Origin of the sequence: Sphingobacterium nematocida, from assembly GCF_900168125.1 — a bacterium.
GTDB lineage: Bacteria > Bacteroidota > Bacteroidia > Sphingobacteriales > Sphingobacteriaceae > Sphingobacterium > Sphingobacterium nematocida.
On sequence record NZ_FUZF01000024.1, the window covers coordinates 45,032 to 70,918 of the forward strand.

The window sequence follows — 25,887 nt, forward strand, 5'->3', positions numbered from 1 at the left end:
TTTGTAGAACATAAAGGAAATATAAAGCAAGGACCATGTCAACAAAGGATTTGATGAACGACCTAAAGCCTATCGCTGTGAATACAAGGGCAGATTTGGTAGAGGTACAATTGAGAGAATATCTCGATAAAAAGGGGTTAAAAGCGGGAGATGTATTGCCGACAGAGATGGATTTGTCGGAGGCCTTAGGAGTAAGTCGAAATGTGCTGCGCGAAGGACTGAGCAGATTGCGTATGCTGGGGCTTATAGAATCCAAGAAGAAGAGGGGAATGGTGTTGACAAGTCCTGACATACTCGGTTCTTTTGAACGGGTGTTGAATCCGCAGTTAATGGATACATCGACGTTAAAGAATCTTTTTGAATTACGGCTGGTGCTGGAGTCGGGATTAGCTGATCTATTGTTTCTTCGGAAGACGGACGCTGATATTAAAGAATTGGAAGCGATTATAAAGAAGGAGAAATCAGGAGATAATGATGTCTTCAGAGTGAATAGCGAGATTGCTTTTCATGGCAAATTGTACGAGATAACCGGAAATGATACCTTGAAAAGGTTTCAGATTATGTTAATGCCGGTATTTGACTATGTACTCAAGAACGAGAACAGAAGCATTAAATCGAATGTATCGCATACGGACCTTGTAAGAATACTTAAAGAGGGTACGAAAGAAGATTTTGTACTGGCCATGCGGGAGCATTTGAGACCGCACTATGAAAATTTAAGTAAATAGGTAAAAAAATATAAGATATTCCTTGGTATCTTATATTTTTTTATTAATTTTATTTGTAGTACATAAGTACTATATAGTATAACACCTAAATGCTTTTTTTATGATGAATCGCTTGATTATTTGGAGTTTGTTGTTGTTTTTTAATGTTCATGTCGTTGCCGCAAAGCCCATTGATATTACTTCTAGATTATACGTACTCCCGGTTTTAGCAGATCAATCTATTAATGTGGTAAAGCGTTATAAGATGAATAGTGAGATGGAAAGAGTGGGACAAATGATCGTACTAGAACTGGGATTGAACGAACGGTCTTCGGATATTGTAGAAGCAATCGAAGTGTGGTACTCGGCTGGAGATACGTCATTACTGAAGGAAAGTAATAAAACGAAATATAAGCTATTACAGCACCTGAAGGCAAAAAAAGGATCAAATAGGCTGTCATTTAACGCAGACCTGAAGCAAGGCGACAATTATTTCTGGATCAGTGTGACGGTAAGACCTGTGAAAGATATGCAGACACCGTTTACATTGTCATATAAAAAACTATCAGTGAACAAAAAAAAGCATTTGATAGAAGATACTTCTGAAAGCAGGCATAGACTGGCCGTAGCTGTAAGAAGACACAAACAAGAGGGGGTGCATACGAGTAGGATACCCGGAATCGTAACGGCTAAGGACGGTACCCTCGTAGCGGTATATGATGCCCGGTACGAATCCGGAAGGGATCTGCAGGGACATATGGATATCGGCGTGTCAAGAAGCTTGGATGGAGGTGTCTCCTGGCTGCCTATGGAAGTAGCTATAGATATGGGCGAGTATGGTGGACTCGGACAAAAATGGAATGGGGTATCTGATCCTAACATCTTATTGGACGACAACACAGGGGATATTTATGTAGCTGGTCTTTGGATGTATGGTGTTATAGACGAGACAGGGACATGGTATCCTGGATTAAAAGATGGCAAGGAAATATGGAATCATCAATGGAAGACTAAGGGATCCCAACCTGGATTTGGTATAAAAGAAACCTCTCAATTTTTGATGGTGAAGAGCACGGACAATGGAAAATCGTGGTCAAGCCCAGTAAATCTTACACAGATGTGTAAAAAGGAAGATTGGTGGTTATGGGCACCTGCTCCTGGACATGGGTTGACCTTAAAGGATGGAACGTTACTGATGCCTACGCAAGGTAGGGACAAGACGGGTAAGGCTTTTTCTAATATTACCTATAGTAAGGATGGGGGTAAGAACTGGACGACCTCAAATCCAGCACTACCTAGATCGACAACGGAATGCATGGCGGTTGAATTGGAAGATGGTAGTATCATGCTGAACATGCGTTCAAATCTGAATGCTTCCCGAAAAGGGGATGATAATGGACGAGCTATTGCTACAACTACAGATCTGGGAAAGACTTGGATAGAGCACCCTACCTCACATAAGGCTTTAATAGAGCCAACTTGCATGGCAAGTATACATAAGCATCGTTATAAGGAAAATGGAGAAGATAAGACTATTCTTATTTTTTGTAATCCAGATTCAAAGTATGAACGTGTGAATATAACCCTCAAAGTCAGTAAGGATAATGGGGAAACCTGGGAAACGAGAACGTTATTGGATGAAGGTAAGGGAAGGGGATATTCCTGTATTACCTCTATTGATGACGACACGGTAGGTGTTCTGTATGAGAGTAGCCAAGCTGATTTGGTATTTCAACAGGTAGCACTTATAGATTTAATGTAGATAAACTAATTGTAAAATGAGTAAAATTAATGGATTGGTTGCGGCAACGTTTGCTGCTTTTAAAGCAGATGGACAAGTAAATTTGGACGTTATACCGCAGTATGTGGAATTATTACTGGAACAAAATGTAGCGGGGATCTTTGTGTGTGGGACAAATGGGGAGGGGCCTAGTTTGAGCACCGAGGAGCGTATGGCTGTTACGGAACGATACTTAGAGTGCGTGGCGGGTCGGATGTTGGTATTTGTACATGTTGGGCATAGTGCTATTGAGGAAGCCCGGAGATTGGCGGCACATGCAGAAATGCATGGCGCGGATTATATTTCTGCGGTATCTGCGTTTTATTTTAAGCCTGTTTCAGTGCATAATTTGATCGATTGTATGGCTCATATTGCTTCTGCAGCTCCAAAGACCCCATTTTTCTATTATCATATACCGGCAGTGACAGGAATACAGATTGACCTGGTGGAGTTTTTGACATTGGCTGAAGATAGGATACCTAATCTTGCGGGTATAAAGTATACCGCGGCAACGATACATGAATATCAAGCCTGTCTACACTATAAAAATGGTAAGTATGACATCTTATTCGGTTACGATGAACTCTTACTGCCCGCACTCGCTGTAGGGGCTAAAGGTGCTATAGGAAGTACTTATAATTATGGAGCAAAGCTATACAATAAGGTGGTCGAACTTTTTGAAGAAGGAAAACTTGAAGAGGCTGAAAAACTTCATTTTAAGGCGGTAGAGATGATCAGATTATTGGTCAAATATGGTCCTATTCCTACCCAACGGGCTATCATGGCACAAATAGGTTTGGATCTCGGCAGTTCGAGACTTCCTCTGACAGGTCTGTCACAGGAAAGCCGGAATAATTTGTATCAGGATCTGTCAGACGCTGGCTTTTTGGAGGTCGTAGCATCCTGTTGACATGATCATTAATCTACTTAAACTTTTTATTTATATGTTTATTCCTAGCGTTGTGACAGCACAACATTTGACAGCTAAGTGGGAGTGGGAATTTCTCGCTTCTATTCCGGATACTATGGGGTATGCGGGGGCATATGTGGGGACTGTTAATAATTACCTTTTGGTAGCCGGTGGTGCCAATTTTCCGGATGGGACTGCTCCATGGGATGGAGGCAAGAAGGTATGGACCGACCGAACATTTGTGCTGAAAGAAAAAGAAGGGAAATGGATAGAATGTAGTCAACTCCCTCAACGTATGGGGTATGGAGCAACAGTCTCTTATGAGGATAAGATGTATGTCGCTGGAGGAAGTGATGAGCAACAGCATTTGGATGTGTTGTACGAAATATGTTGGGATGACAATGCTCAGGACTTGAAATACAGATTACTGGGTAAGCTTCCTACTCCTCTGGCCAATTGTGCTTCGATACGAGTAGGTCATTATTGGTATATTTTGGGAGGTATCCGAACAGCAGATGCGAAGATGGCTGAAAGTAGTTGTTGGAAACTGGATTTGAGGATGCCCGAGGGGAATTGGATACCTGTTGCTGATGTACCAGGTAAAGGAAGGATGTTGGCAGTGACCGCTGATATGGATCATCAGCTACTCGTATTTTCGGGTGTAGCACTGGAAAATGGACAACGGGAATATTTACAGGACGCGTACATTTTGGGATCGGATGGAAGATGGACTTCGTTACCTCAGGTTCCCATAGCAGTGGCTGCTGCAACTGGACCGGCATACTATGATCCTAGATTAAAATCGGTATTTGTTTTCGGTGGTGATGATGGTAGACTGGCCCAGTCGAACCTGAAACATGAGCATCCGGGATTTTCCAGTCGTATCTTGCAGTTTGACTGCATAGAAAGGGAATGGTCTTTCTATTCGGATATTGCTATGTCCAAGAACGATAAAATATGGGTGCCTGTGACAACTGGGAGTGTGTATTGGAAAGGTGGGGTCGTGTTGCCTACCGGAGAAGTACGCCCAGGAATTCGAAGTCCACAGGTATTGATGGGAAATCTAATACTTGATAAATGATTATGAGGGCTGAATCTAAAGGATATGCTTGGCTACTGGTAGGTTTACTTTGGGTAGTAGCATTTTTGAATTATTTTGATCGCATACTTATTACCTCAATGCGTGACCCGATAGTTGCCGACTTTAACCTTAATGATGCACAATTCGGGTTATTGACATCGGTATTTTTATGGTCTTATGGATTTGTCAGTCCCTTTGGAGGTTTTTTGGCAGATCGATACTCACGTAAACTAGTTATTGTCGTATCTGTATTTATCTGGTCTGCTGTCACGCTTTGGACGGGATACGTAAAGTCATTTGAGGAAATGCTTGTGACACGAGTGCTAATGGGAATCAGTGAGGCCTGTTATATACCCGCGGCATTGGCGCTAATAACAGATTATCATACTGGCAAAACGCGATCTCTTGCCACTGGACTACATATGTGCGGTTTGTACACGGGATTGGCACTTGGTGGATTGGGCGGATTTATTGCAGAATACTGGGGATGGCGATATGGATTTCATGTTTTTGGACTTTTTGGGGTGTTGTATGCCTTGATACTTGTATACTTTATAAAAGATAAAAAGGTACCGGAAGGAGATAAGGAAGAAGAGAAAGTCTTGAAACAGGAGCGTTTTTCTGTACAGGAAATATTAAAGTCTCTATTTAGATTGCCTTCGTTCTATATTATTTTGGTGTATTTCGCGGTATTGGGTATGGCAAACTGGTTTGTAAACGGTTGGTTGCCGACTTTTCTTAAAGAGCAGTTTCGCTTGGATCTGGGAACTGCCGGAATATCGGCTACAGGGTATATGCAGGTGGGATCTTTTCTAGGTGTTATCCTTGGAGGGATTATTGCGGACCGATGGGTACAACATAACCCCAAAGGGCGCGTAAATGTTATGATTATCGGGTTTTGTGTTGGAGCCCCTTTTTTATTCATAATGGCTTCGACCGAAGTGTTTGGCTTGGCAATTGTAGCCATGTTGGTCTTTGGCTTGGCCCGAGGTTTTAATGATGCTAACTTGATGCCCTTACTGAGACAGGTAGTCGACCAACGCTACATCGCAACGGCCTATGGTTTTTTGAATTTTCTAAGCACTATTGTTGGAGGCTTGATGGTATATATGGGGGGAGCTTTAAAAGATGCCGAGGTTAGTCTTTCAATTATCTATCAGATTATAGCTGTCGTACTGCTGGTTGCGTCACTTTCTTTAATTGGAATCCGTCTTAAACAAAAAAGTTAATTTATGAAAAGCTTATTTTTTCTTCTGATAATAGTTATCTGTAGTGCAAGCGTTGTAAATGCCCAAAAGCTGAGGGTGCCTTCTTTCTTCTCCGATAACATGGTGCTCCAACAGAACGCCAAGGTAAAAATCTGGGGATGGGCAAAAGCTGGCCAAAAAGTGTGGATCATTCCTTCTTGGAGTAAAGATACTATTACTGCTATAACCACAGGGGATGCCGAATGGAAAACATCCATCGTTACGCCTGGTGCGGGTGGGCCCTATAAAATAGCGATTGAATCACAAGATCAGCAATTGCTATTGGAAAATGTATTGTTAGGAGAGGTATGGCTTTGTTCGGGACAGTCCAATATGCAATGGTCTGCATTGAATAATGTTAAGGAGATGCAGGCAGCTTTGCCGACGATTGCTAATGCCCATATTCGTTTTCTACAGATAAGTAATATTGCGGCACAAAACCCTCAAAATGATGTGTATGATCAATGGACAGAGTGTAATCCAAAGACGGCAGCGAGTTTTTCGGCAATAGGTTATTTTTTTGCAGAAAAACTGCATAAAGAATTGGGTGTTCCGATCGGTATCATAAATACGAGCTGGGGAGGAACGTCGGCTGAATATTGGACTCCAAAGGAAACTATTGAAGCGGATAAAGAACTTCTCGACAATGCAGGGTTGCAGAAGGTCGCGCCGCGTAAGCCTTATCAGCCTGGAGTACTCTGGAATAGTATGATATATCCTTTTGTAGGGTATGAGATAGCTGGTGCACTATGGTATCAAGGAGAAGATAACACCGTGTCTTATTGGGGATATGACAAATTAATGAAAGCTTTGGTGAATTCTTGGCGAAAAGCTTGGGAAAAAGAGTTTCCTTTTTATTTTGTACAGATAGCTCCCTTTTCGTACAAATACGAGACTCCAAATGCTGCCCTGTTGAGAGAGCAGCAATCGATTACGGCATTAACACTCCCTAAATCGGGAATGGTGGTTACGACTGATCTTGTAGATAACATCAAGGATATACATCCCCAACAGAAAAAAGCAGTGGCTTCTAGGTTGGCTGATATTGCACTGGTCAGGGATTATGGCAAGATAAAGTCTGATTTTTTATCTCCGATCTATAAGGAGCATAGTGTAGAGGGAAATAAAATAAGGGTCAAATTTGCTCATTTGGAAGGAGGCCTTCGTATTGATGGAAAATCTATAATTGATTTACTGATTGCTGGAGAAGATAAGGTTTTTGTACCTGCCGTGGGTAAAGTAGAGGGAAGTGAACTGTTGGTATTTGCCCCAGGTATAAGTAAGCCAGTTGCAGTTAGATTTGGCTTTTCCAATACGGCTATGCCTAATCTATTTACCGAAAGTGGATTGCCGGTGTCGCCATTTCGGACTGATCGTTGGGATACTTTTTAGTGCTATCGGGAGGTCTTGCCGGATGAGAAAAATCATTTTAGGTTGTAAACAGCTCCCTATCATCCCGGAGGTTGTATCAGGAACTTGTAAGCCCGTGCTGGCACAATATTGATCGCGTATTAAAACTATTATACAGAGAGAGATTTGATTTGGATGTTATGGAGACGCAAAGACTCCTGGATATCTACTCGGGACTTTTATTGAAAGGAAAGTACTAAGTGTAACAAATAAAACGCCTGAGATTGAATGTCTCAGGCGGTATTAAATTGGATTTACTTCCAGTTTTTTATGATTTCGCTCATTTTCTGAAAGGAGGTCTCGCCGCCACCTGTACTTCTATAAGCTATCTTTCCATTTGGATCGACGAGTATTTTTGTAGGAAAGCCAGTGACATTCAGCCTGGAGATAAAATTGCCATTGCCTTTGTCGTTCAATATCTGTACCCAGTTGAGCTCGTGCTGCTCGATGGCTTTGCGCCAGCTCTCGTCTTTGTCTGAAGCAATGCCGAGCACACGGAGCTGATCGGGATGCGTGTCTCTTAATTTCTTTAGATCGGGTACATCGGCCATACATGGGCCACACCAAGATCCCCAGAAGTCGATGAGGTAAAATTTGCCTTTCCAGCTGTTTGAATCGAATGCCTTACCGTCATACGTATTGCTACTATTGATCTGGAACATGGCCTTGCCTACATCGTATTTACTACCCTCTACGCGATTCTGTAGCGATTTGTAAAAAGGAGACGTCCTATAGGCTTTATCGATAGTGGGCAAGATCGCTTCTACGGTCTCCATAGTTACGATGTCCCTGACCAACATGTCTTCTAGGTAATATAGACCTGCTATGGATGAGGCATTCTTCTTGAGAAAGTCGTTCATGTATTTGGCGGCTTCGGCATCAATCTTTTCTTGATCGGCCTCAAGACGTTGGTTTAGTGCCGCATCTGAAGTGTCTTTTGAAAGCTGTAGAGATATATTGGCCGATTTGTTTATCAGCGGGTGGTAACCTTTATTTAATGCACTGATCGTATTATTCTCTTTGTCTCCGCTAGGATATACTTCGGCAAAGTCGGACAGCTTTCCTTCGAGTAGGATTTTGCCTCCAGGCATAGCCACAAACCATATAGATTGGCTTTTTACGGGGATGTAGCCCCGATCTACTCGCTTGAATAACGCATCTGTAGGCAGGGTAAGCCTGATGACCAATGGAAGGGACGTGGTATCCTGATAGTAGATCTGACCGTTCTTTACAGTGCCTTTTTTGTAGTAGGTATCGGTCACACCATTCCAGATGGTCATGTTGTAGGTGCTGTCCTTAAAGTCAGTGATCTTGGAGGTTACTGTAAACGTTTTGCTCTGCCCGAAGCTGTATAAGCTAGAAGCGATGAGTACGCTGGTGAGTGCTAGTGTCTTTGTAAAGTTCATGTTTTTTTCTGTTTATGTTGTTAGGTCAAGTTCAATCACTTCGGTAGCTGGTGGAAAGCAGATCTGCGAATCACAACACTGGTAACCGAATTCTACTTTGATCTTTCCAGAGCTGCTGCCATTAATAGCTTGTTTGAATACGATTTCGTCTTTGTAGATGGTGGTACCTTTGTCATTGAAATAGTGAAAGGAAGGGGATACCAAATCCCCCTTTTTATTGATACCGGTAGGTAAGGTCATCGATAGCTCGGTCTTGATGTACGGGTCTTTGCCAGACACTGCGGCATATATATGATAGCCTGGATGAATTTTTACCTTGACGACTACTTCTTTCTGCTGATCTGCCATATCGATTACAGCGGCTGCTATCCGTACGGGCTGATCGTGACTGGTAGCGTCGACATGGATCTTATCGTAAGATACAGCTTGTTTCGGCGTTTCTGGCAGACGACGTTTGTACTGGTTTGTTGGCTCGCTTTTGTCTTTAGTGTCAAGCATAAAATAGAAACCTCCCGATTGGGTGAAGAACAGCTTTTCTTTATTCTTTTCAAACCAATTGCGCCACTCTTTGGTATTATCCAATTGCAATAGCGTATATCGACTCAGTATACGTTTTGCCTTGTCGATATCTTGGTTCTTTTCCAACATTTGGATACATTTGTCCAATAAGCGGATGTCGGTATTGGGGATACCCAGACTCTTAACGTCTTCATCGACCTTAATCACATATGATGCATCTTCTGAATAGAAGTAATCCCAATTCTGATCGTAATAATCGCCATAAGCTTTGGAATCGGTTCCAAATTTATCGAACAAATCGCCTTGGTATTTCTTTAGAAACTCTTCGAAGCTCGGCGTAGCTGCAGGTGTAAAATTCAGGTACATCTTGTCGTCTTCGCTTAATGCCTCATTTTTACTTTTTTTTGCTTCTGCTTTCGCTTTTTGCTCCAGCATCTGCTTTTCAAATTCGGCATTCATCTTTACCGACTCGTCGTAGGCCTCACGGGTAGAATAATACTTTTTTTCTTTGAGATACAACTTGGTAGCCCGCCTATCCGTATATTTTCGGGCTATAACAGGACTGGATTTAAACGTAGAGATGTAGACAACGGCATTGGCCAGTACGGTATTGGCTTCATCGGTCATATATTCGGGGGAGGCGGCAAAACCCCAGTGAAAGAAGTTACCATGTCTCGCTATTGCTACAGCATCTAGTGTCTTTTGGCATACGCCGCTGGAAATAGATTCGGCGTCCGGGGAGTCTTCAAAGCCCCAGGGACGGGCTACCATACCGACACGGAATCCCTGATCTGTCACGTAGCCTTTGGTCTGTACCCTCCACATATTGATTTCTTTGGGGAGCGCTGTATCCGAGAAGTACGCATAGTGAAGTGCATCAGTCGGTGTAGGCATCATCTGTTCCGTGAGCCTTACCTTAAAGGGACCCTTAAAAATAGGGTGCTCTTTTTTGTAATGATGGGCATGGGCATCCAGACATAAACAGTACCAATCCATTTTAAGGCCGATAGAGCGTCCCATCCGCTCGCCAAGCTCTCCTATAAAGAGCATGGGGCGAGCGAAATCTTCGGTAAGATAGCTGGCAGGTAAATAGTTGGTTACCTTGCCCTCGGCATCACGTATGATCTGCCGATCGGATAGGGCGGGAGGGGTGCCATCCATCACGGTGACATCGTAACTATCGGACAGGGACTGTTTGTAATCCTTGGCATCTATAACAGTGACGTCGCTGAAATGTTTTTTCAGCATAACCTCGAAGCTGGCTTTTCTTCGGGCGATATCCTTTGCTTTGTCTTCTTCGGACTTAAATACTTCTTTTTCCCAGTTGGCCGAACCGCCAACATACAACACTTTGAGCTGTCTCGGTTTTTGGGCGACAGCGGACACAGTGAGTAGTAAGAAGCAGAACAGGTAAATATAAGTTGTCGCTTTCATTATTGTACTTTCTTTAGTAAGGATTTTGTTGGATCTGTCCCTTGCTGGCGTCCATCTCGACACCATTGATAGGAACTAGATATTGCTTGCTATCTAGTGTGTATACCTTTGGGGTATTCAGATCTACACCAGTGCTGTTGACCTGATAAAAATCGCGTTGTATAGTGATGTCGTCTGCGGCATAGTCATTGACAGAGAAGCGACGCATATCATACCAGCGCATGACGAATGGTAGCTCGCGGCGACGCTCGGCGAGTACTTGCTTGATGGCCTCATCTTTGTTATTGGCAGTCAGCGCTATATAGGTAGACATGCGTTTTTGCCGTAATGTATTTACAGTTAATAATGCATTCTGGATATCGCCTTGACGCGCCAATACCTCGGCCTTGTTAAGGAGTATCTCGGCAATAGACGGACCGGATAGTAAATAGCGACCATCACTAAATATGGTATAACGATAGGCGGCAGGTGTTACTACCGAAAAGCGCCTGCCGGCATTGGGGATCATGAAATGCTTGTAACGCAGGTCGTTGGTCTGATCGTATAGGTTGAGAAGCGCATTGCTAGGCATAAACCATTGGCTAGGCGAACTTTGAAATCTACAGTAGTACAGTTCCTTCCAGTAAAGGAATTTTGCCGCATTCCAATCGTTCAACTCGCTGTATTTTACTACGGCCTGCGGATTGCTGTAGCTAGCGGATTTGCCAGGGAGTATGGTGTTATAGTCTATCAAACCGACGACAGAAGAGTCTAATGCTGCATTTGACTCGGATAAACTCCTAGGATAGTCGCCGGTGAATAGGTAGTATCTGCTCATAAAAGCTGAAATGGCTTTTTGGCTTACTCTCCATGTTTTCCTTGGATCTACGTCAGCTTCTACAACTTTTTTTGCTTCCTCGATATCGGCTAGAATAAAATCGTATGTTTCTTTCAGCGTAGCCCGATTTAAAGACTCTTCGTAATCTACGGTGCGCTTAAGCGGTAGACCTAGCGTATTCAGGTTGGCTGGGCTGTATGGAGCGCAGTAGTTGTTGACCAAGATCCAATAAGACATAGCTCGGATAAAGTGAGCATCGGCCTTTACGCGCTTACGGCTGGCCTCATCGCCAGTTACCAGATCTATATTTTTCAGAATGACATTGGCCGTGAATATCTTTTTGTATTCGGCTGTCCACAAGGCATCGGTAGCTAGATTTTCTATCCCCTGTGTAGACGATACATAATGCTGCATGTTGGTAATGGCAAATGCGGTGACATTGTTTTTGTATAGCTCTTTGCTGATCTCTGTATCGTCGGTTGAATAGGTCGCTGTCAAGTTGGTCTCATAGGCAAAAGCTGGGGCATTGTCCACCAGGGCTTCCAATTGATCTACAGTCTTGATACTCGCTTGCTTTTTGGGTTCTTCTGCTAGATATTTCTTGCAACTCGCTCCCAGTAAGATGGAAGTGGCAAACCCTATATATATTAACACTCTCATGTTCGTCGATTTTTAAAATTGAAAATTGATACCCAGGGTATAACTCTGTGCAGGACGGTTGGTGCCAGGTAACCAATCTGGATTGTAGTTTTTAGAATTGGCACGCCAGATCAAACCTAAGTCGCGTGCCTGTACGAATACATTGATATTATTCATACGGATGGCCTCTGTCCATCGGTTGGCCAGCCTGTATCCCAGACTAAGCTCTTTGAACTCAATATAGGATGATTTCTCTACCTGGCTGCTCAAAGCCTCGCTGTAACGATCCCAAAGGTATAGATTCTGCTCGTCGGGAAGTGCAAAACCTGGTATGTCTGGATTGCCAGCCAATACATCGTTTACGTATTTATTGACAAAGGTCTTACCTGAGCCGACAAGTGAGGCGTAATTGAACGTAGGATTGCGGTATACGCCGCCCATCTTGCCAAGAATAATAAACATGATATTAAAATTGCCTACTTGTACATTGTTGGTCCATCCTAAGGTATGTGGAGGTACGTCGGTGCCCATGTAGTGCAGAAAAGGCAGCCCTAGACCTCTATTGTAAATAGAGATGTCATTGAATGTCTGTTGGGTATTGTTAGGACCAGCAACATGGGGTACCCCATCGATCATACCGATGTAATCGAAGGCGTATAAGGAACCAACGGGACGATTTTCGACAAAGGCGCGACTGATCAATTGGTAGGTATATAGTGATGGATTGTACAGTTTATCAATGTTGTTGGCATTGTAGGCGTAGTTGAAATTTGTAGTGTACTGTATATTTTTGGATATATCTACATTGGTACCTATAGCGAGTTCAAATCCCTTGTTGGTAATTTCGGCATTGTTGAATTTCTGAGCCTGTGTTCCTGTTGCCGAAGGCAGGGCAATGAGCCCTATAATACCTGAACCTTTTTTGTGGTATAGGTCCAGTGAACCGAAAAATTTGCTATTGAAAAACGAAAAGTCGATACCGAAGTTGGTCGAAGTGGTTTTTTCCCAACGCAGGCTCGGATTTCCATTGTCGGCAATGGTCGCTGTTATAGTTCCTGTGGATGTATTTAAACTGCCGCCCACATTGAGTAGGGTTGCTGTAGAGGTCGAATTTTCCATGTTACCATTCTTACCATAAGTCAAGCGCATTTCTAATCGGTCGATATAGTCTTTGCTGCTCATGAAATTTTCTTTGGATAGATTCCACTTAGCACCCACAGACCATAGTGGTGACCAGCGTAGCTTAGGGTCGTCGGTAATAAAGTTGGATGCGTCACTCCGTAAACTACCCGATAGGGTATATCTGCCTAGATAGGTGTAAGCAGCATTTCCATATAAAGAGATAAACTTGTTTTTCTGCCAGCTAAATTGTGTATTGCCACCAATGAGGGTCGTTGGATAACCTTCAAAGTCGGTAAACTGATCGACCGAACTGCCATAACCATAAGGTGGGGTAGTAGCTTGTAGCTTGTCTCCAAAATAGCCATATACGGCTGGATTGATGGTTCCTGTGGTCAAGTACTGAGATACTTCCATACCCGCGATAGCGGAGATTTGGTGATCAGATCCAAATACTTTGTCAAAATTCAATTGATTTCTGAAGACAAAGCTTTGAATGTCTTCGGCTCCTAATTCACCCAGGGTAATACCATCTTCGTAATTTTGAATGCCTCGTCTCATAATTCCGCCCTTGGGAAGGAATGCTCGGCCAACGGTCTTGGTATTATCATCGTACTCGGTCTTGCTGTTGACCATACTGCGTACATAGAGGGTGTTTTCATCGTATTGCCTTTCGCGATCGATTTTGTTGCGCTCGTACTGGAATTTGGTATCGAAAGTAAGGCCTGGAATGATTTTTAAATTAAGCCCGGTCTGGATACGTGCATTGATGCGCTCGTCCGTAAAATCACGTCCACGTACTTCGCGTAAGAGATTGTATGACCAATCGGAATAGGTGAACTTTTCTGTTGGGATAAGTCCCAATTGCTCGCGGTTATAGGTGTTTAGATTGATACCGTAGCTCCCGTCTTGGTTTAGTAAAAGCTCGTAAGGGGATAGTCCCTCTATTTCGGAAATGGTAGCTCCTCCATATTGTTGCTTTTTATACTGTAGATTAGCTCCTAGGGTGAACTGAAGAAAAGAGGTGATCTTGAAGTCGTTATTGAAATTCAGATTGAAACGATCGTAACCGTTCTTTTGGAAAGCGCCTTTGTTATTTTCATACAGGACTGACGTATAGTTGCGTACACGCTCGTTGCTGGCTTGCAGATTGACATTGTACTGATTGAGTACAGCTCTTTGGGTCAGTAAATCGCGGATCTGACCGCGGTTATTGATCTTGCTTAACCTGTCCAGTTCGGCATTCATATCGGCAAGGGTCATCGTCCCGTTCTGGTTGGCGTAAAGCGCTTCCTGTGCCAGAGTCAAGGAGTTGGCAATGTCCCCGAATGAGCCTGCATAAGGGTAGAAGACCCAGTTATTTTCGAATGCTTTGCGCTCGTAGGCTATATGATCGGCTGAATTGGCCTGGGTAAGGAGATAATCTAAGTCGAGTCTATTTGATATTCTGGAGAAAGCACTTCCTTGGATGCTGAGTCTGTTGTCGGCTTTAGCTTTTTTTGTGACGATAACGATAACGCCGTTGGCGGCACGTGCCCCCCAAATCGAGGCCGCTGCTGCATCTTTGAGTACGGTGACGGATTCGACATCATTGGGATTGATATCCGAAAAATTACTGCTGGATACCGGGAATCCATCGACAACGACCAGCGGTTTGCTATCTGCATATAGCGTACTGTTACCACGGATTAAAAAGTCTACACTGCCGTCTTCATTTTCCTTGGCCTGCATGCCGGCTACCATTCCCTGTAGTGCACTGGAGAGATTGGAAGTAGGACGCTTGCCTAACACGGACTGTCCAACCTGGCTAAAGGATCCCGTAGCGCGCTCTTTGGAAAGGGTCTGGTATCCCGTGCTGACCGTGATATCTACACCGTCCAAAGTAGAAAGACTTGGGGTCAGTGCAATCACACCCATATCTTCCTTGGCTTTGACTGTGAGGGTCTGATAACCGACATAGGATACCGAGATGATTGCTTCTCTATTGGGTATCTGTAGCGTAAAAAAACCTTCTTTGTTTGTTTTGGTCGCGATCTCGCTTTGGCTCAGGCTTATGGACGCATCGGATAGGCCTTCTCCTTTTTCATTAATGACTCGGCCTTTGATGATCAGTTGCTGCGTAGCGACCGTAACTTTAGCCTTCGGTTTTAATACTATGATATCGGTATCTATACGGTAGGTAATATTCGTGTTTTTAAAAATCTGATTCAGGACATCCTTCAAAGGAGCGTCTTTGACGACTACGGAAAGACCGGTTACCTGTTTGATGAGTTGGGCATCACCGATGAAATCGTAGCCACTCTGCTTGCGGATTTTATTGATAACACTTTCTAATGAAGCATTTTTTTCATTTAGTGTTATTTTTTGGGCAAAACCACTGGCATATACCTGACAAAGGCCGAATGTCAATAGCACAATGATAAGTTTCATAACGACTAGCGTTTTGTGGAGTATATACACAGGAGTGTCACTCCATTTTTCAAAGTAAAAATTCATACATTTGAGTAATTTGGGTTTTTGTTATATTGTTAGTTTCGGGAATTAATGATTGGGACCCAAAAATGTACCGGATGTGTTGGTAGCACATTCGGTTTTTTTGTGACCCAATTTTAGCTTTTACTAGGGTGGGTGTTTCATGATATTCGTTTTTTTTGGTTAGTTTTTATATGTTGCCATTCTAGGATGTGACTATTATTTTTCGTCCTGAACGTTTGAATTTGACATTGGCAGTCTCCTCTAGTGCACGCAGTACGGCTGATAAATTGCGGAATCTGGAGACCGCACCAATATAGGTCTTCTCAGAGGGCGCTTTTTCGAACTCGACTTCGACATCATACCAACGTTCAATCTTGCTCATGATGCTTGCTAAAGTTTCGTTGTCGAAATTAAAATAGCCATTCTTCCAGGCTAGTGCATGTTCGGGATTGATATTGGCGAGTTGTATCTGTTCTGACTGTCGGTTGGTCGTACTTTGCTGTCCTGGTTTTAATAACTTAGAATCGCTGTTGGCAGCACTATATATCTTGACACTACCTTCGAGTAGGGTAGTTTTGGTGGATTCGCTTTGGTAAGCGGAGACATTGAAATGGGTACCTAGAACTTCGATAGTTTGATCCTGACTACGTACTTTAAATGGTTTGCTCTTGTTTGGAGAGACTTCAAAATAGGCTTCGCCAGTGAGCTCTACCAGACGTTCTTTTGCATCGAATCTCGATGGGAACTTGAGCGAAGAGTAGGCATTCAACCATACTTTGGTGCCGTCTGACAGTACAATATTGTATTCGCCGGCTTTTGGCGTCTGTAGGGTATGAAAGGTTACCGCTTCGACTTTTAGCTTGTTACCAGAACCTTGTTGTATATCAGGACCCTCGGCATAACTGATGTTGTCTCCAACTAAAATGGTATTGTTATCTTCACTTAACTCAACAGCACTTCCATCGCTGCTTAATAAAAGGGCTTTATTACCTCCTGGTTGAATATCAAGCTGTGCAGAAGTGTTATCTTCTTCGGATGGCGTATAAGATTGCTTGCTCGAGAAGTAACCCACGCCTATCAATAGGAGCAAGGATGCAGCGACTGTACTTATTTTAATAATTATAGTTTTACGCCTTATTTCCTTTTTATTATCACGTATATGCAGGTCTACTTTGTTTTTTACTTCCTCATGTATAGCGGATAACTGCTCCATATCTGGTGTATAGCTACTATCCTTGAGCTGTTGTAGATGCCAGTTTTCTACCCAAGACTTCTCTTCTTCGGAACAGGTTCCTAAGCGGTAGCGTTCAAGAATTTCTTTAGCGTGTTTGCTATCCATATAACAAAGGTTTAATATACTTCTTTGTTATATGTAGGTTAATGAGGTAGAAAGTAGTAGATAAAAGTTGAAAAAATTAGAAAAAACTTTCACGATTCCATTGAATTACCAACAGAGATGAAAGTTCTTGATGTCCATTAAAGACGGACACTTTCAGAAAAATAGAAATGCAAATTTTGATCGCATGATTTTCAGTGCGTTACTGATTTGTTTGCGTACCGTATTAGGCGATATACTGCTTTGTCGTGCTATCTCTTCGTAGGTTTTGTTTTCTTGCCGGCTCAATATAAATATCTCGCGCATCTTTGGTGGCAGATTCATTACTTCTTTTTCGATCTGCTGTTGCAGTTCTTTCTCCATCAGATAATTGTCTGTCGAACATTCCCCTTGATTTAAAAATTGTTGTAGGGAGTCCGCATAACCCTTTCGCACTTTTTGCTTGTCGATGTAATCGAATAGCTGATAACGCACGGCGGTATACATATAAGAAGAAAAGTTTGTCTTGATCTCCTTGGGAGTTTTAGACCACAGCGATACAAATACATCCTGAAGAATGTCTTTGGCTATTTCTTGATCAGGAATTATTTTGCAAGAATAGATAAATAGTAATGGGAAATATCGCTCATATAGGATGCTAAACGCCTGTTCATCTTTATTATAAACAAGCGCTATTAGTTCTATATCCGATAGATCTGGGTAGCGATACATTAGTTAGTACTTGAAATCAAACTTACATTAAAATTGACAAAATACAAATTCTTACTCCGCTAAACTTAAAAAGAAGTCAGATTTTTGTGGCGGCACTGGGTACACTGGTGAGCTACGCAATGTCGCGCTTGTTGCAGCGAAGGAAGGAGTAGTTAATGAGTATTTGTTACTTAGTATTTAGGTTGGAGACTGAGTTAAATGAAGTCCCGAACTTGCTTCGGGATATTATACCCCGGAAAGCAGGCCTCGAGTGTATCGGGGCTTGTTTGTTTATCGTTGGTAATGTCCTTTAAGTGATTGTATTTCGATGATTGTATCATCTCCGTTTTCATAAACTTGGTAAACAAGCCGATGTTCTTGGTCAATTCTTTGGGACCACGACCCGGTAAGTTCATGTTTGAGTGCTTCTGGTTTTGCTATGCCTTCAAATGGAGTTTCTATAATCGAAAGCAATAGCTTTTCTATTTTTTCTGGATGGTACGGTTGCCTGATTTTTTCCAGAATTTTAAGTCGTCAACTGCCTGGGGAGTATAAACTAACTCCATAAGTCTTCAATGGCAATTTTAGTGCCTTTCCCGTCTTTAACAGCTTCACGACCTGATTGTATTTTTTTTACAAATTCAGGGTCGTACGGACTTGTTTCCGTATTAGCGGTTTCAAACTTCATTTTAAGAGCTTTCGCAAAAGCCTTTAACGCTTCTAATTGCTCTTTGTTATTTGGATGAATTAATAATGCTTCCATAATTTCAAGTTTACGAATTATTCTATTAATAACTAAAATATTGACTGTTTGATTGTTTCATAGGTTTAAAACTTTCTTTCTTCTTTTTTGTTCAATCTCTTTGCAATTGTACTCATGATGCCTCCTCTAAAAAACTTGCTTCTTGTCGAAGCGTAAGCCAACTTTAATTTCTCTTACTGTTTTCATTATTTCCTCCGTCCTCGTTTGCGATAAGCTGTATTGTCTTCCTTCAAAACGTCGTCAATGGATGTAAAGGTAGGCTTGTCAGGTTCTAGTGCCGCTATAACATCTTCTAGGCCACCAACGACTATGAGTATTTTTAGTAACGATTCGAGTGATATTACTCCTTTCTGTTCAAATTTGCGTAATGTAGCCAATGGTACACCCGATCGCTGTGACAATCCCTCTTGAGTAAGCTCCATAACAAGCCGCCTATCACGTACATGATCAGCTATTTTTTTTTGCGCCTTTGATGTGGATATAAGTGATAGCATGATGTTAGTTGTTCTTCAGTTTTGTATGTAATTACTACTATAGTAGTATTAATTTAATGTTATTTATTCGTATTTGCAATAATATAGTGCTTATAGTGCAGAGTTAGTAGCTATGCTTGGAAATCTATTGCAGACTGTGATTATAGTAGCACTGGGTACACTTTTGAGCTACGCGATGTTGCAAAAAGAAGAGATTGTACTGAGAGACTCATAGATTGATACTATCATTTGATACTATTAGAAAGCAGCCCTCGAGATAATCGGGGGCTGTTTTAATAACTTGTAAGCCCCTGCTGGCACAATATTGATCGCGTATTAAAACTCTTCTTGGACGATCTGATGGTTTACCATTGCTCCAGCTATATTGCCCGTCGAAACTGCATAGGCTACGGATCGCATCATACCGGAACAATCCCCTGCAGCGAAAACACCTTCTACAGAGGTCTGTTGTAAGGAGTCGGTTTTGAGATGCCCCGCTTCTGTTAGTGCGCAACCGAGCTGTTCGGGAATAGCAGAATGCTGTACGAAAGGGATAGCAGCATATAGGACTTCAAAATTTTCCATTGTACCATCACTGAATATCAACGCACTGATCTGCCCGTCTTGATGGACGATCTCCTGCACTTTTTTGGAAAGGATACGTATATTGTTCCGCTCTAATTTAGAATTTTGCTCCTCCGTAAACGTAGCATTTTGGGATGGGATAAGGGTGACGCTATCCGTCAGATTGTGGATAAGCCCTGCCAGATGTAGCGCCTTTTCGGAATCGGAGATAATCGCTGTCTTTTTACTTTTGAATTCGTAACCGTGACAGTACGGGCAGTGGATTACCGATTTTCCCCAGCCGGCAGCAAATCCTTTGATATCAGGAAAGAGGTCTTTGATCCCGGTAGCCAGTATAATTTTTTTGCTATAGAAGGTGTTGCCAGAGGCAGTGCGTATTTCAAAACCTTGTTCGGTCTTTTGGCCGCTTTCGGCGGTATCCTCTAAGAAATCTACTGTATCGTATTTTAGTACCTGTGTCTTTGCCACAGCAGCGATCTCGCTGGGTGGGCTACCATCATGTGTGATGAAGTTATGGGAGTGTGGGGTGTAACGATTACAGGGCAAGCCACTGTCGATGATTAGCACCCGACGGAGCGACCGTCCTAAGGCCATGGCAGCAGATAGGCCCGCATAGCTCCCTCCAATGATTATGGCGTCAAAATATCTATTCTTTTGCATAGTATGTCTTTTAGTGAATACGTTACCTATTCAGACAAAATTAGAAATAAAAACAATTAAAAGCAATTCTGTTGCATTTAATAAAGAAAGAGTGATTTGGATGATGTTGGATTGCCTAGACATAGCAGGTAGCTCTGCTTATGATTGTTCTTATAGGCCATCGTTAATCATTATATGTCTTGGATATGTGTTGAAATACAGTGGTATACGATAAAAGTGCGTCGATTCGGGATATATGTCGATTTTACAATTGTCCCTCATTTGTCCACCCCCTAGCTACCGGATTTTCAAAAGTTTATTGGTACTTTCGGGCTACTTTTACCCGAACGTCCTATTGTTTTGAATAATGGGAGGAACAAACTGAACTATTTATTAAAAATATGGCATCGCCTTGCGGTAGTTGCTCGAAAGATAAAATTATGAAAGGAACTATTCAACGCACTATTGCTGTATGTACCATCTTGGTATCCGCACTAACAGCTGGATACGCGCAAAATGTGAACATCCCGGATGCCAACTTTAAAAATGCCCTGCTCAACCATTTCCCCGTCATTAATACCGACGGTGATGGTGAAATAAGCCTTGCCGAAGCCGCTGCCTTTATCGGTAATATAGATGTTGCTAATAAACAAATTGCAGACCTTACGGGAATTAATGCTTTCGTGAATGTCACATCATTATCTTGTTATCTTAATCAACTCACTGCCTTAGATATTCGTCTAAATACGAAATTGACCTTTTTGGCTTGTGATCGGAATAAATTGACAGCGCTGGATGTAAGCCAAAATCGCGACTTAGGAACACTTTGGTGCCATACGAATCCCTTGGGTGTTTTAGACGTAACTCAAAACACTAAATTGACACAACTGGCTTGTACCAGCAACCAATTGACGCACTTGGATCTAACTAAAAATGTCGATTTAGGGATTCTACATTGCAATACGAATGAATTGACCGTATTAGATCTGAGTAAAAACACGAAATTAACTTATTTAAGCACCTATTTGAACCAGTTGACAACGCTGGATGTAAGTAAGAATACAGCATTAACACAATTGTATTGTGATAGAAACCAGTTGACTGCGCTGGATGTAAGTCTAAACACAAAGTTAGTTTACTTATGGTGCCATACCAATAGGTTGACTAGTTTGGATCTAAGCAAAAATACAGCATTAACAGATCTGCTGTGCCATACTAATAGGTTGGCTATCCTAAATCTCAAGAATGGGAATAATATGAGTATACCAAATGCTAATTTTGATATACGATACAACCCCAACCTGACCTGTGTGGCAGTAGATAATGCCGTTTGGAGTACGGCTAACTGGATAGGGAAAGATGCACAAACCTCTTATAGTGTGCAATGTGCTAATAACGCGCCTGTTATCAATGGCCTAAACGGAGATTCTGCTGCTTGGCCGGGGGCTGGAAATAGCGTAACCCTTGATGTCGGCGGAAATGCTACCGTGAGCGACGCTGAAATGGATGCATTGAATGGGGGCTTAGGTAATTATAACGGTGCTTCTTTGGTTGTAGAACGGGCAGGGGGAACACCGCTTTCGATGGATATAATTGATTTTAATACCAGCGGAGCTTTATTCAGTGTGCAGGGCAGTAGCTTGCAATCCAATGGGCTTACCTTTGCTACCTACATGCAGGTAGGAGGAGTATTGACGATAAACTTTAACAGTTCGGGTACCATAGCTACAAATGCATTGGTCAATGAGGTGCTACGACGGATTACTTATAGAAACGATACACCAGCGGGTGATGCTGTCTTTAAATTCACGTTTAGTGATGGTGTAGCCTCTACAACGGCGAATGTGACGGTGACTTCGGATTTTATTTATATTACGAAGCCAAAAGATACTCCGACCATCAATCTGGCGGATGGTGTCAGTTTTTCGGAGGCAGTAGCCATGGCTGCAGCTGATGCAACAGGGGCACAGACACTGGTATTTACGAGTATAATGAGTGGTACTATGACTTTGGCGGGAAGCTTATCCATCAATGAAAGCCTCACGATCAACGCCGATGCGGCACCTAACCTCGTTATCACGGGGAGTACTATTACGTTGGGTGCAGGAACTACGCTTTCATTGACAAATACCTCGGGTACTGTCGAGATTGCGAGTACAATAGCTGGGGCTGGCTCTTTGGGCAAAACCGGTAATGGTACACTGTCGCTTACCTCGAACAATAATAATACAAATTGGACCGGTAGCTTGTCGGTAACAGGTGGGATTCTTGTAGTACGTTATGGTATTCAGTTATCGAGAGGAAACCTAATGCTAGATAATGGGACGATTTTATTGACGGTGCCTGAATCTAATACCGTACCGGTTTCTAATACGGTACTGCTGGGCTCAAATGGAGGTACCATTCAGGTGAACGGTGCCGGTACGGCTTCGTTTACGGAAGTTGTTTCGGGAGGTAAACTCCGCAAAACAGGTGGCGGTACCCTTCTGCTTTTTAGTGATGGCAATACCTACGGTAGTACAGATGTTTTAAATGGCACATTACACGTTAACACGGATGCCGATTTAGGGAGCGGTGCGATCACAATGGCTAATGGTACCACATTGTTGATTAATAGCGCGACGACCATCGATAACAATATTGCACTAGATGGTTCGGCGACGATCGGTAGTAGGGCTAATTCCACACTGAGCGGTCTGTTAAGTGGCACTGGTACGTTGACAAAAACCGGGTCAGGTATATTGACACTGTCCGGTACGAATAGTCACTCAGGGGCGGTTAGCCTAACTGCAGGAGGGTTGACCCTCAGTGGTGGCAGCAGTGTTCATGATACGGCACCGGTCAACTTGTCTGCTGCTACAACACTGACCATTTCAACGGCCGAAACAATTGGTTCCTTGGCCGGGAGTGGCAATGTGCTATTGAATGCAAGTCTGAGCACAGGTGGAAATAATACCAGCACGACTTTTTCTGGCGTTATATCTGGCGTCTCCAATCTGGTGAAGGCGGGGTCGGGTACTTTTTCGCTAACAGGAACCAATACCTATGCTGGTAGTACCACGATCAGTGCCGGTACTTTGCAACTTCGTGGCGGTAGCGCTATTCCTGATGATAGTCCGGTTAGTGTAGCAGCAGGTGCTCTTTTGGAGCTGTTCGATTCTCCGGAAACAATCGGGTCGCTGGCAGGCGCAGGAAATGTTTCTTTAAATGGTAATAAATTAAGTGCAGGCAAAGATAATAGCAGTACGGTATTTTCAGGTATTATAAGCGGGGCGGGGGCGTTATCAAAAAACGGTACAGGAACGTGGACCTTATCTGGAGCAAATAGATATATAGGAGGGACTACTCTGGCTGGGGGTGAGCTGATCGCTAATAATAATAGCGCCCTTGGAACTGGAATGGTAAGTGTATCGTCGCCTGCAACATTGGGCACAACGGTGGAAGGAACAACACTAGCGAACTTGTTCAGTTTGGGTGCTAACGCTACCATAAGGAATGATGTTTCGATGACATTAAGTAATGCAATTCAGGGAGTGGGGGCGTTATCGAAAACCGGTACGGGAACGTTGACCTTGTCCGGTTCAAATGGATATATGGGAGGAACTACCCTGGCCGGCGGCACGCTGATAGCCAATGATCATAATGCTCTTGGAACTGGAACGGTAAATATGGGGGTTGGTGCAATACTAGGCACAACGGTGGAAGGAACAACACTAGCAAACTTGTTCAGTTTGGGTGCTAACGCTACCATAAGGAATGATGTTTCGATGACATTAAGTAATGCAATTCAGGGAGTGGGTGGCTTGACTAAAATGGGGACTGGTACGCTTACTCTTTCGGACGATAATGGGTATCTGGGGGCGACTATTGTATCTGCTGGTCGATTAGTTGTAGATGGTAAACTCAATGAAACTATTTTAGTATATGTAGCACCAGGGGCGACGCTAGCCGGTAACGGAGAGATTTTTAAGAATGGCTCGAACTATAAACTTTTCGTGGAGACTGGAGGGGTACTGTCGCCGGGAAATAGCCCGGGCATACTGACGGTGAATGGCAATCTGCAGATGAAAAGCGGCAGTACGCTGGCGATAGAAATCAACGGGGTTACGCCTGGAACCGGTTACGATCAGGTCGTAGTGAATGGCGGAGTAGACATCAGTGATGCCTCGCTCGCGGTTACGCATGGCTATGCCGCATTAAATGGACAGCAGTATACCATCATCACTAATGATGCGAGCGATGCCGTAACGGGAACGTTTTCTGGTTTAGCAGAAGGTAGTACGTTGACTGCGGGAGGGAATGGTACGGTATTGACGTCGAGCTATACCGGTGGTACGGGCAATGATTTTACACTGACAGCGCCGGTAAATACAGCTCCAACGAATATTATACTCAGCGGCACCACAGTGAACGAAAATGTAGCCCCTAATACTACTGTAGGAACGTTAAGTACGACAGATGCAGATCAAGGTGATACATTTACCTACTCATTTGTTGCTGGAACGGGAAGTACAGATAATGCTTCATTTAGTATCCTAGGAAATAGCCTTAATATAAATGCCTCGCCAGATTACGAGACAAAAACTAGTTATTCGGTAAGAATAAGATCAACGGATAGTTATGGAGCTACTTTTGAGAAGGTATTCTTGATTACTGTTCTAGATTTGAATTCTCCACCGGTGTTGGCACCTATATACAACCATATTGTCTATGAAGGTTCGATGCTTACCTTTACCGCAAAAGCAACGGATGATGGTGAGCCTAATGGTACATTAACGTTTTCGTTGGTCGATGCGCCAGAAGGAGCGCGGATCGATGCAGTGAGCGGGGTGTTTATATGGACCCCCACAGAGGCACAGGGGCCTAATTCTTATACATTTGATGTTGTCGTTTCGGATGGGAAGTTGACGGATGAGCAAACGATTACGGTAACGGTCATGGAAGTGAATACGGCACCAGTGCTAGTCACAATCGGTCATAAGATCGTGGACGAGGAGAGCTTGCTCACTTTTGAGGTCGTAGGTACGGATTCGGATTTACCTGCAAACACATTGAGGTATTCCTTAGTTGGCGAACCTACCGGTGCTTCTATCGACCCTGTTACAGGGGTGTTTACATGGATACCGACGGAAGCCCAAGGTCCAAGGACGTATACTTTTAAAGTTCGGCTTTCGGATGGTTTACTTTATGACGAAAAAGAAATAAAGGTGACGGTCAATGAAGTTAATGTGGCACCGGTAGCCAAGAATGACTCCTATTTTACGGATGAAGATACACCTTTGATTATTGCTGCTCCTGGACTCTTGGCGAACGATACGGATAGTGACTCACCAGCTCAGACACTGATTGCAGAAACAGTATTGCCCCCGGCTAAGGGTACATTGACTTTAAATGCTAATGGTTCATTTACGTATATACCGAACGCCAATTTCTACGGTGCGGACAGTTTTAGATATTGGATCTCTGACGGTTCTTTGTGGAGTAATATCGCGACTGTAACTATTACCGTGAATCCGGTAAACGATGCGCCTACAATCAATGGCACACCGGCTACTACAGTCGATCAGGATGTGGTTTATAGTTTTATCCCGACAGCCAGCGATGTTGATGGCGATGCATTGACATTCAGTATCAACAACAAACCTACATGGGCAACATTCAATACGGCTACTGGAGAATTGACGGGGACGCCTAGCAATGCGGATGTGGGGACGACCATGGGGATCGTGATTTCGGTATCCGATGGTTCGCTTTCAGCGAGTCTGCCTGTATTTACGATTACGATAGTAAACGTAAATGATGGGCCTATTATCTCGGGTATACCTGCTACTTCGGTCAATCAGGACGCGGTATACAG

General features: G+C 43.1%; 17 protein-coding genes. 7 read left to right on the top strand and 10 right to left on the bottom strand.

The features are described from left to right. Nucleotides 1–35: 35 nt before the first annotated feature. From B5X76_RS19685 to B5X76_RS19710, 6 genes are all read left to right on the top strand, one after another. Nucleotides 36–728 (top strand): FadR/GntR family transcriptional regulator, encoded by a 693-nt coding sequence (locus B5X76_RS19685; protein ID WP_079645641.1) that lies wholly within the window; start codon nt 36–38, stop codon nt 726–728. 100 nt (nt 729–828) lie between these two features. Next, nucleotides 829–2,469 carry a sialidase family protein gene (locus B5X76_RS19690; RefSeq protein ID WP_217699697.1) on the top strand — a complete coding sequence of 547 codons (1,641 nt, stop codon included), beginning with the start codon at nt 829–831 and terminating at the stop codon, nt 2,467–2,469. A 16-nt stretch (nt 2,470–2,485) separates the two neighbouring features. Next, nucleotides 2,486–3,397 carry a dihydrodipicolinate synthase family protein gene (locus B5X76_RS19695; RefSeq protein WP_079645643.1) on the top strand — a complete coding sequence of 304 codons (912 nt, stop codon included), beginning with the start codon at nt 2,486–2,488 and terminating at the stop codon, nt 3,395–3,397. Nucleotides 3,398–3,431: 34 nt separating this feature from the next. Next, nucleotides 3,432–4,478 (top strand): galactose oxidase, encoded by a 1,047-nt coding sequence (locus B5X76_RS19700; RefSeq protein ID WP_139375415.1) that lies wholly within the window; start codon nt 3,432–3,434, stop codon nt 4,476–4,478. 2 nt (nt 4,479–4,480) lie between these two features. Continuing rightward, nucleotides 4,481–5,707, top strand: a complete 1,227-nt coding sequence (locus tag B5X76_RS19705; protein ID WP_079645661.1) for an MFS transporter — start codon at nt 4,481–4,483, stop codon at nt 5,705–5,707. 3 nt (nt 5,708–5,710) lie between these two features. Next, on the top strand, nt 5,711–7,117 hold the full coding sequence (locus B5X76_RS19710) for a sialate O-acetylesterase (RefSeq protein ID WP_079645645.1): 1,407 nt from the start codon (nt 5,711–5,713) through the stop codon (nt 7,115–7,117). A 272-nt stretch (nt 7,118–7,389) separates the two neighbouring features. Here B5X76_RS19710 and B5X76_RS19715 read toward each other — a convergent pair whose 3' ends face one another. From B5X76_RS19715 to B5X76_RS19760, 10 genes are all read right to left on the bottom strand, one after another. Then, on the bottom strand, nt 7,390–8,541 hold the full coding sequence (locus tag B5X76_RS19715; protein ID WP_079645646.1) for a TlpA family protein disulfide reductase: 1,152 nt from the start codon (nt 8,539–8,541) through the stop codon (nt 7,390–7,392). A 12-nt stretch (nt 8,542–8,553) separates the two neighbouring features. After that, nucleotides 8,554–10,494, bottom strand: a complete 1,941-nt coding sequence (locus tag B5X76_RS19720; RefSeq protein WP_176141143.1) for a protein-disulfide reductase DsbD N-terminal domain-containing protein — start codon at nt 10,492–10,494, stop codon at nt 8,554–8,556. Between the two features lie 13 nt (nt 10,495–10,507). Continuing rightward, on the bottom strand, nt 10,508–11,971 hold the full coding sequence (locus B5X76_RS19725) for a RagB/SusD family nutrient uptake outer membrane protein (RefSeq protein WP_079645648.1): 1,464 nt from the start codon (nt 11,969–11,971) through the stop codon (nt 10,508–10,510). A 12-nt stretch (nt 11,972–11,983) separates the two neighbouring features. After that, nucleotides 11,984–15,499: a SusC/RagA family TonB-linked outer membrane protein gene (locus B5X76_RS19730; RefSeq protein ID WP_176141144.1), complete on the bottom strand. Its 3,516-nt coding sequence runs from the start codon at nt 15,497–15,499 to the stop codon at nt 11,984–11,986. A 247-nt stretch (nt 15,500–15,746) separates the two neighbouring features. Next, a complete protein-coding gene (locus tag B5X76_RS19735; protein ID WP_079645650.1) occupies nt 15,747–16,883 on the bottom strand; it encodes a FecR family protein in 1,137 nt (378 codons plus the stop codon). A gap of 153 nt (nt 16,884–17,036) precedes the next feature. After that, nucleotides 17,037–17,591, bottom strand: a complete 555-nt coding sequence (locus B5X76_RS19740) for an RNA polymerase sigma-70 factor (protein ID WP_079645651.1) — start codon at nt 17,589–17,591, stop codon at nt 17,037–17,039. 270 nt (nt 17,592–17,861) lie between these two features. Continuing rightward, nucleotides 17,862–18,044 carry a Txe/YoeB family addiction module toxin gene (locus B5X76_RS19745; protein ID WP_245801099.1) on the bottom strand — a complete coding sequence of 61 codons (183 nt, stop codon included), beginning with the start codon at nt 18,042–18,044 and terminating at the stop codon, nt 17,862–17,864. Between the two features lie 82 nt (nt 18,045–18,126). Continuing rightward, nucleotides 18,127–18,333: a DUF2683 family protein gene (locus B5X76_RS19750; protein WP_079645652.1), complete on the bottom strand. Its 207-nt coding sequence runs from the start codon at nt 18,331–18,333 to the stop codon at nt 18,127–18,129. 185 nt (nt 18,334–18,518) lie between these two features. Further along, complete coding sequence (locus B5X76_RS19755; RefSeq protein WP_079645653.1) at nt 18,519–18,827, bottom strand: helix-turn-helix domain-containing protein; 309 nt, start codon at nt 18,825–18,827, stop codon at nt 18,519–18,521. A gap of 315 nt (nt 18,828–19,142) precedes the next feature. Beyond that, nucleotides 19,143–20,051 (bottom strand): NAD(P)/FAD-dependent oxidoreductase, encoded by a 909-nt coding sequence (locus B5X76_RS19760; protein WP_079645654.1) that lies wholly within the window; start codon nt 20,049–20,051, stop codon nt 19,143–19,145. 419 nt (nt 20,052–20,470) lie between these two features. Here B5X76_RS19760 and B5X76_RS22065 point away from each other — a divergent pair. Then, a partial coding sequence (locus B5X76_RS22065; RefSeq protein ID WP_176141145.1) for a tandem-95 repeat protein occupies nt 20,471–25,887 on the top strand: 5,417 nt, incomplete at its 3' end.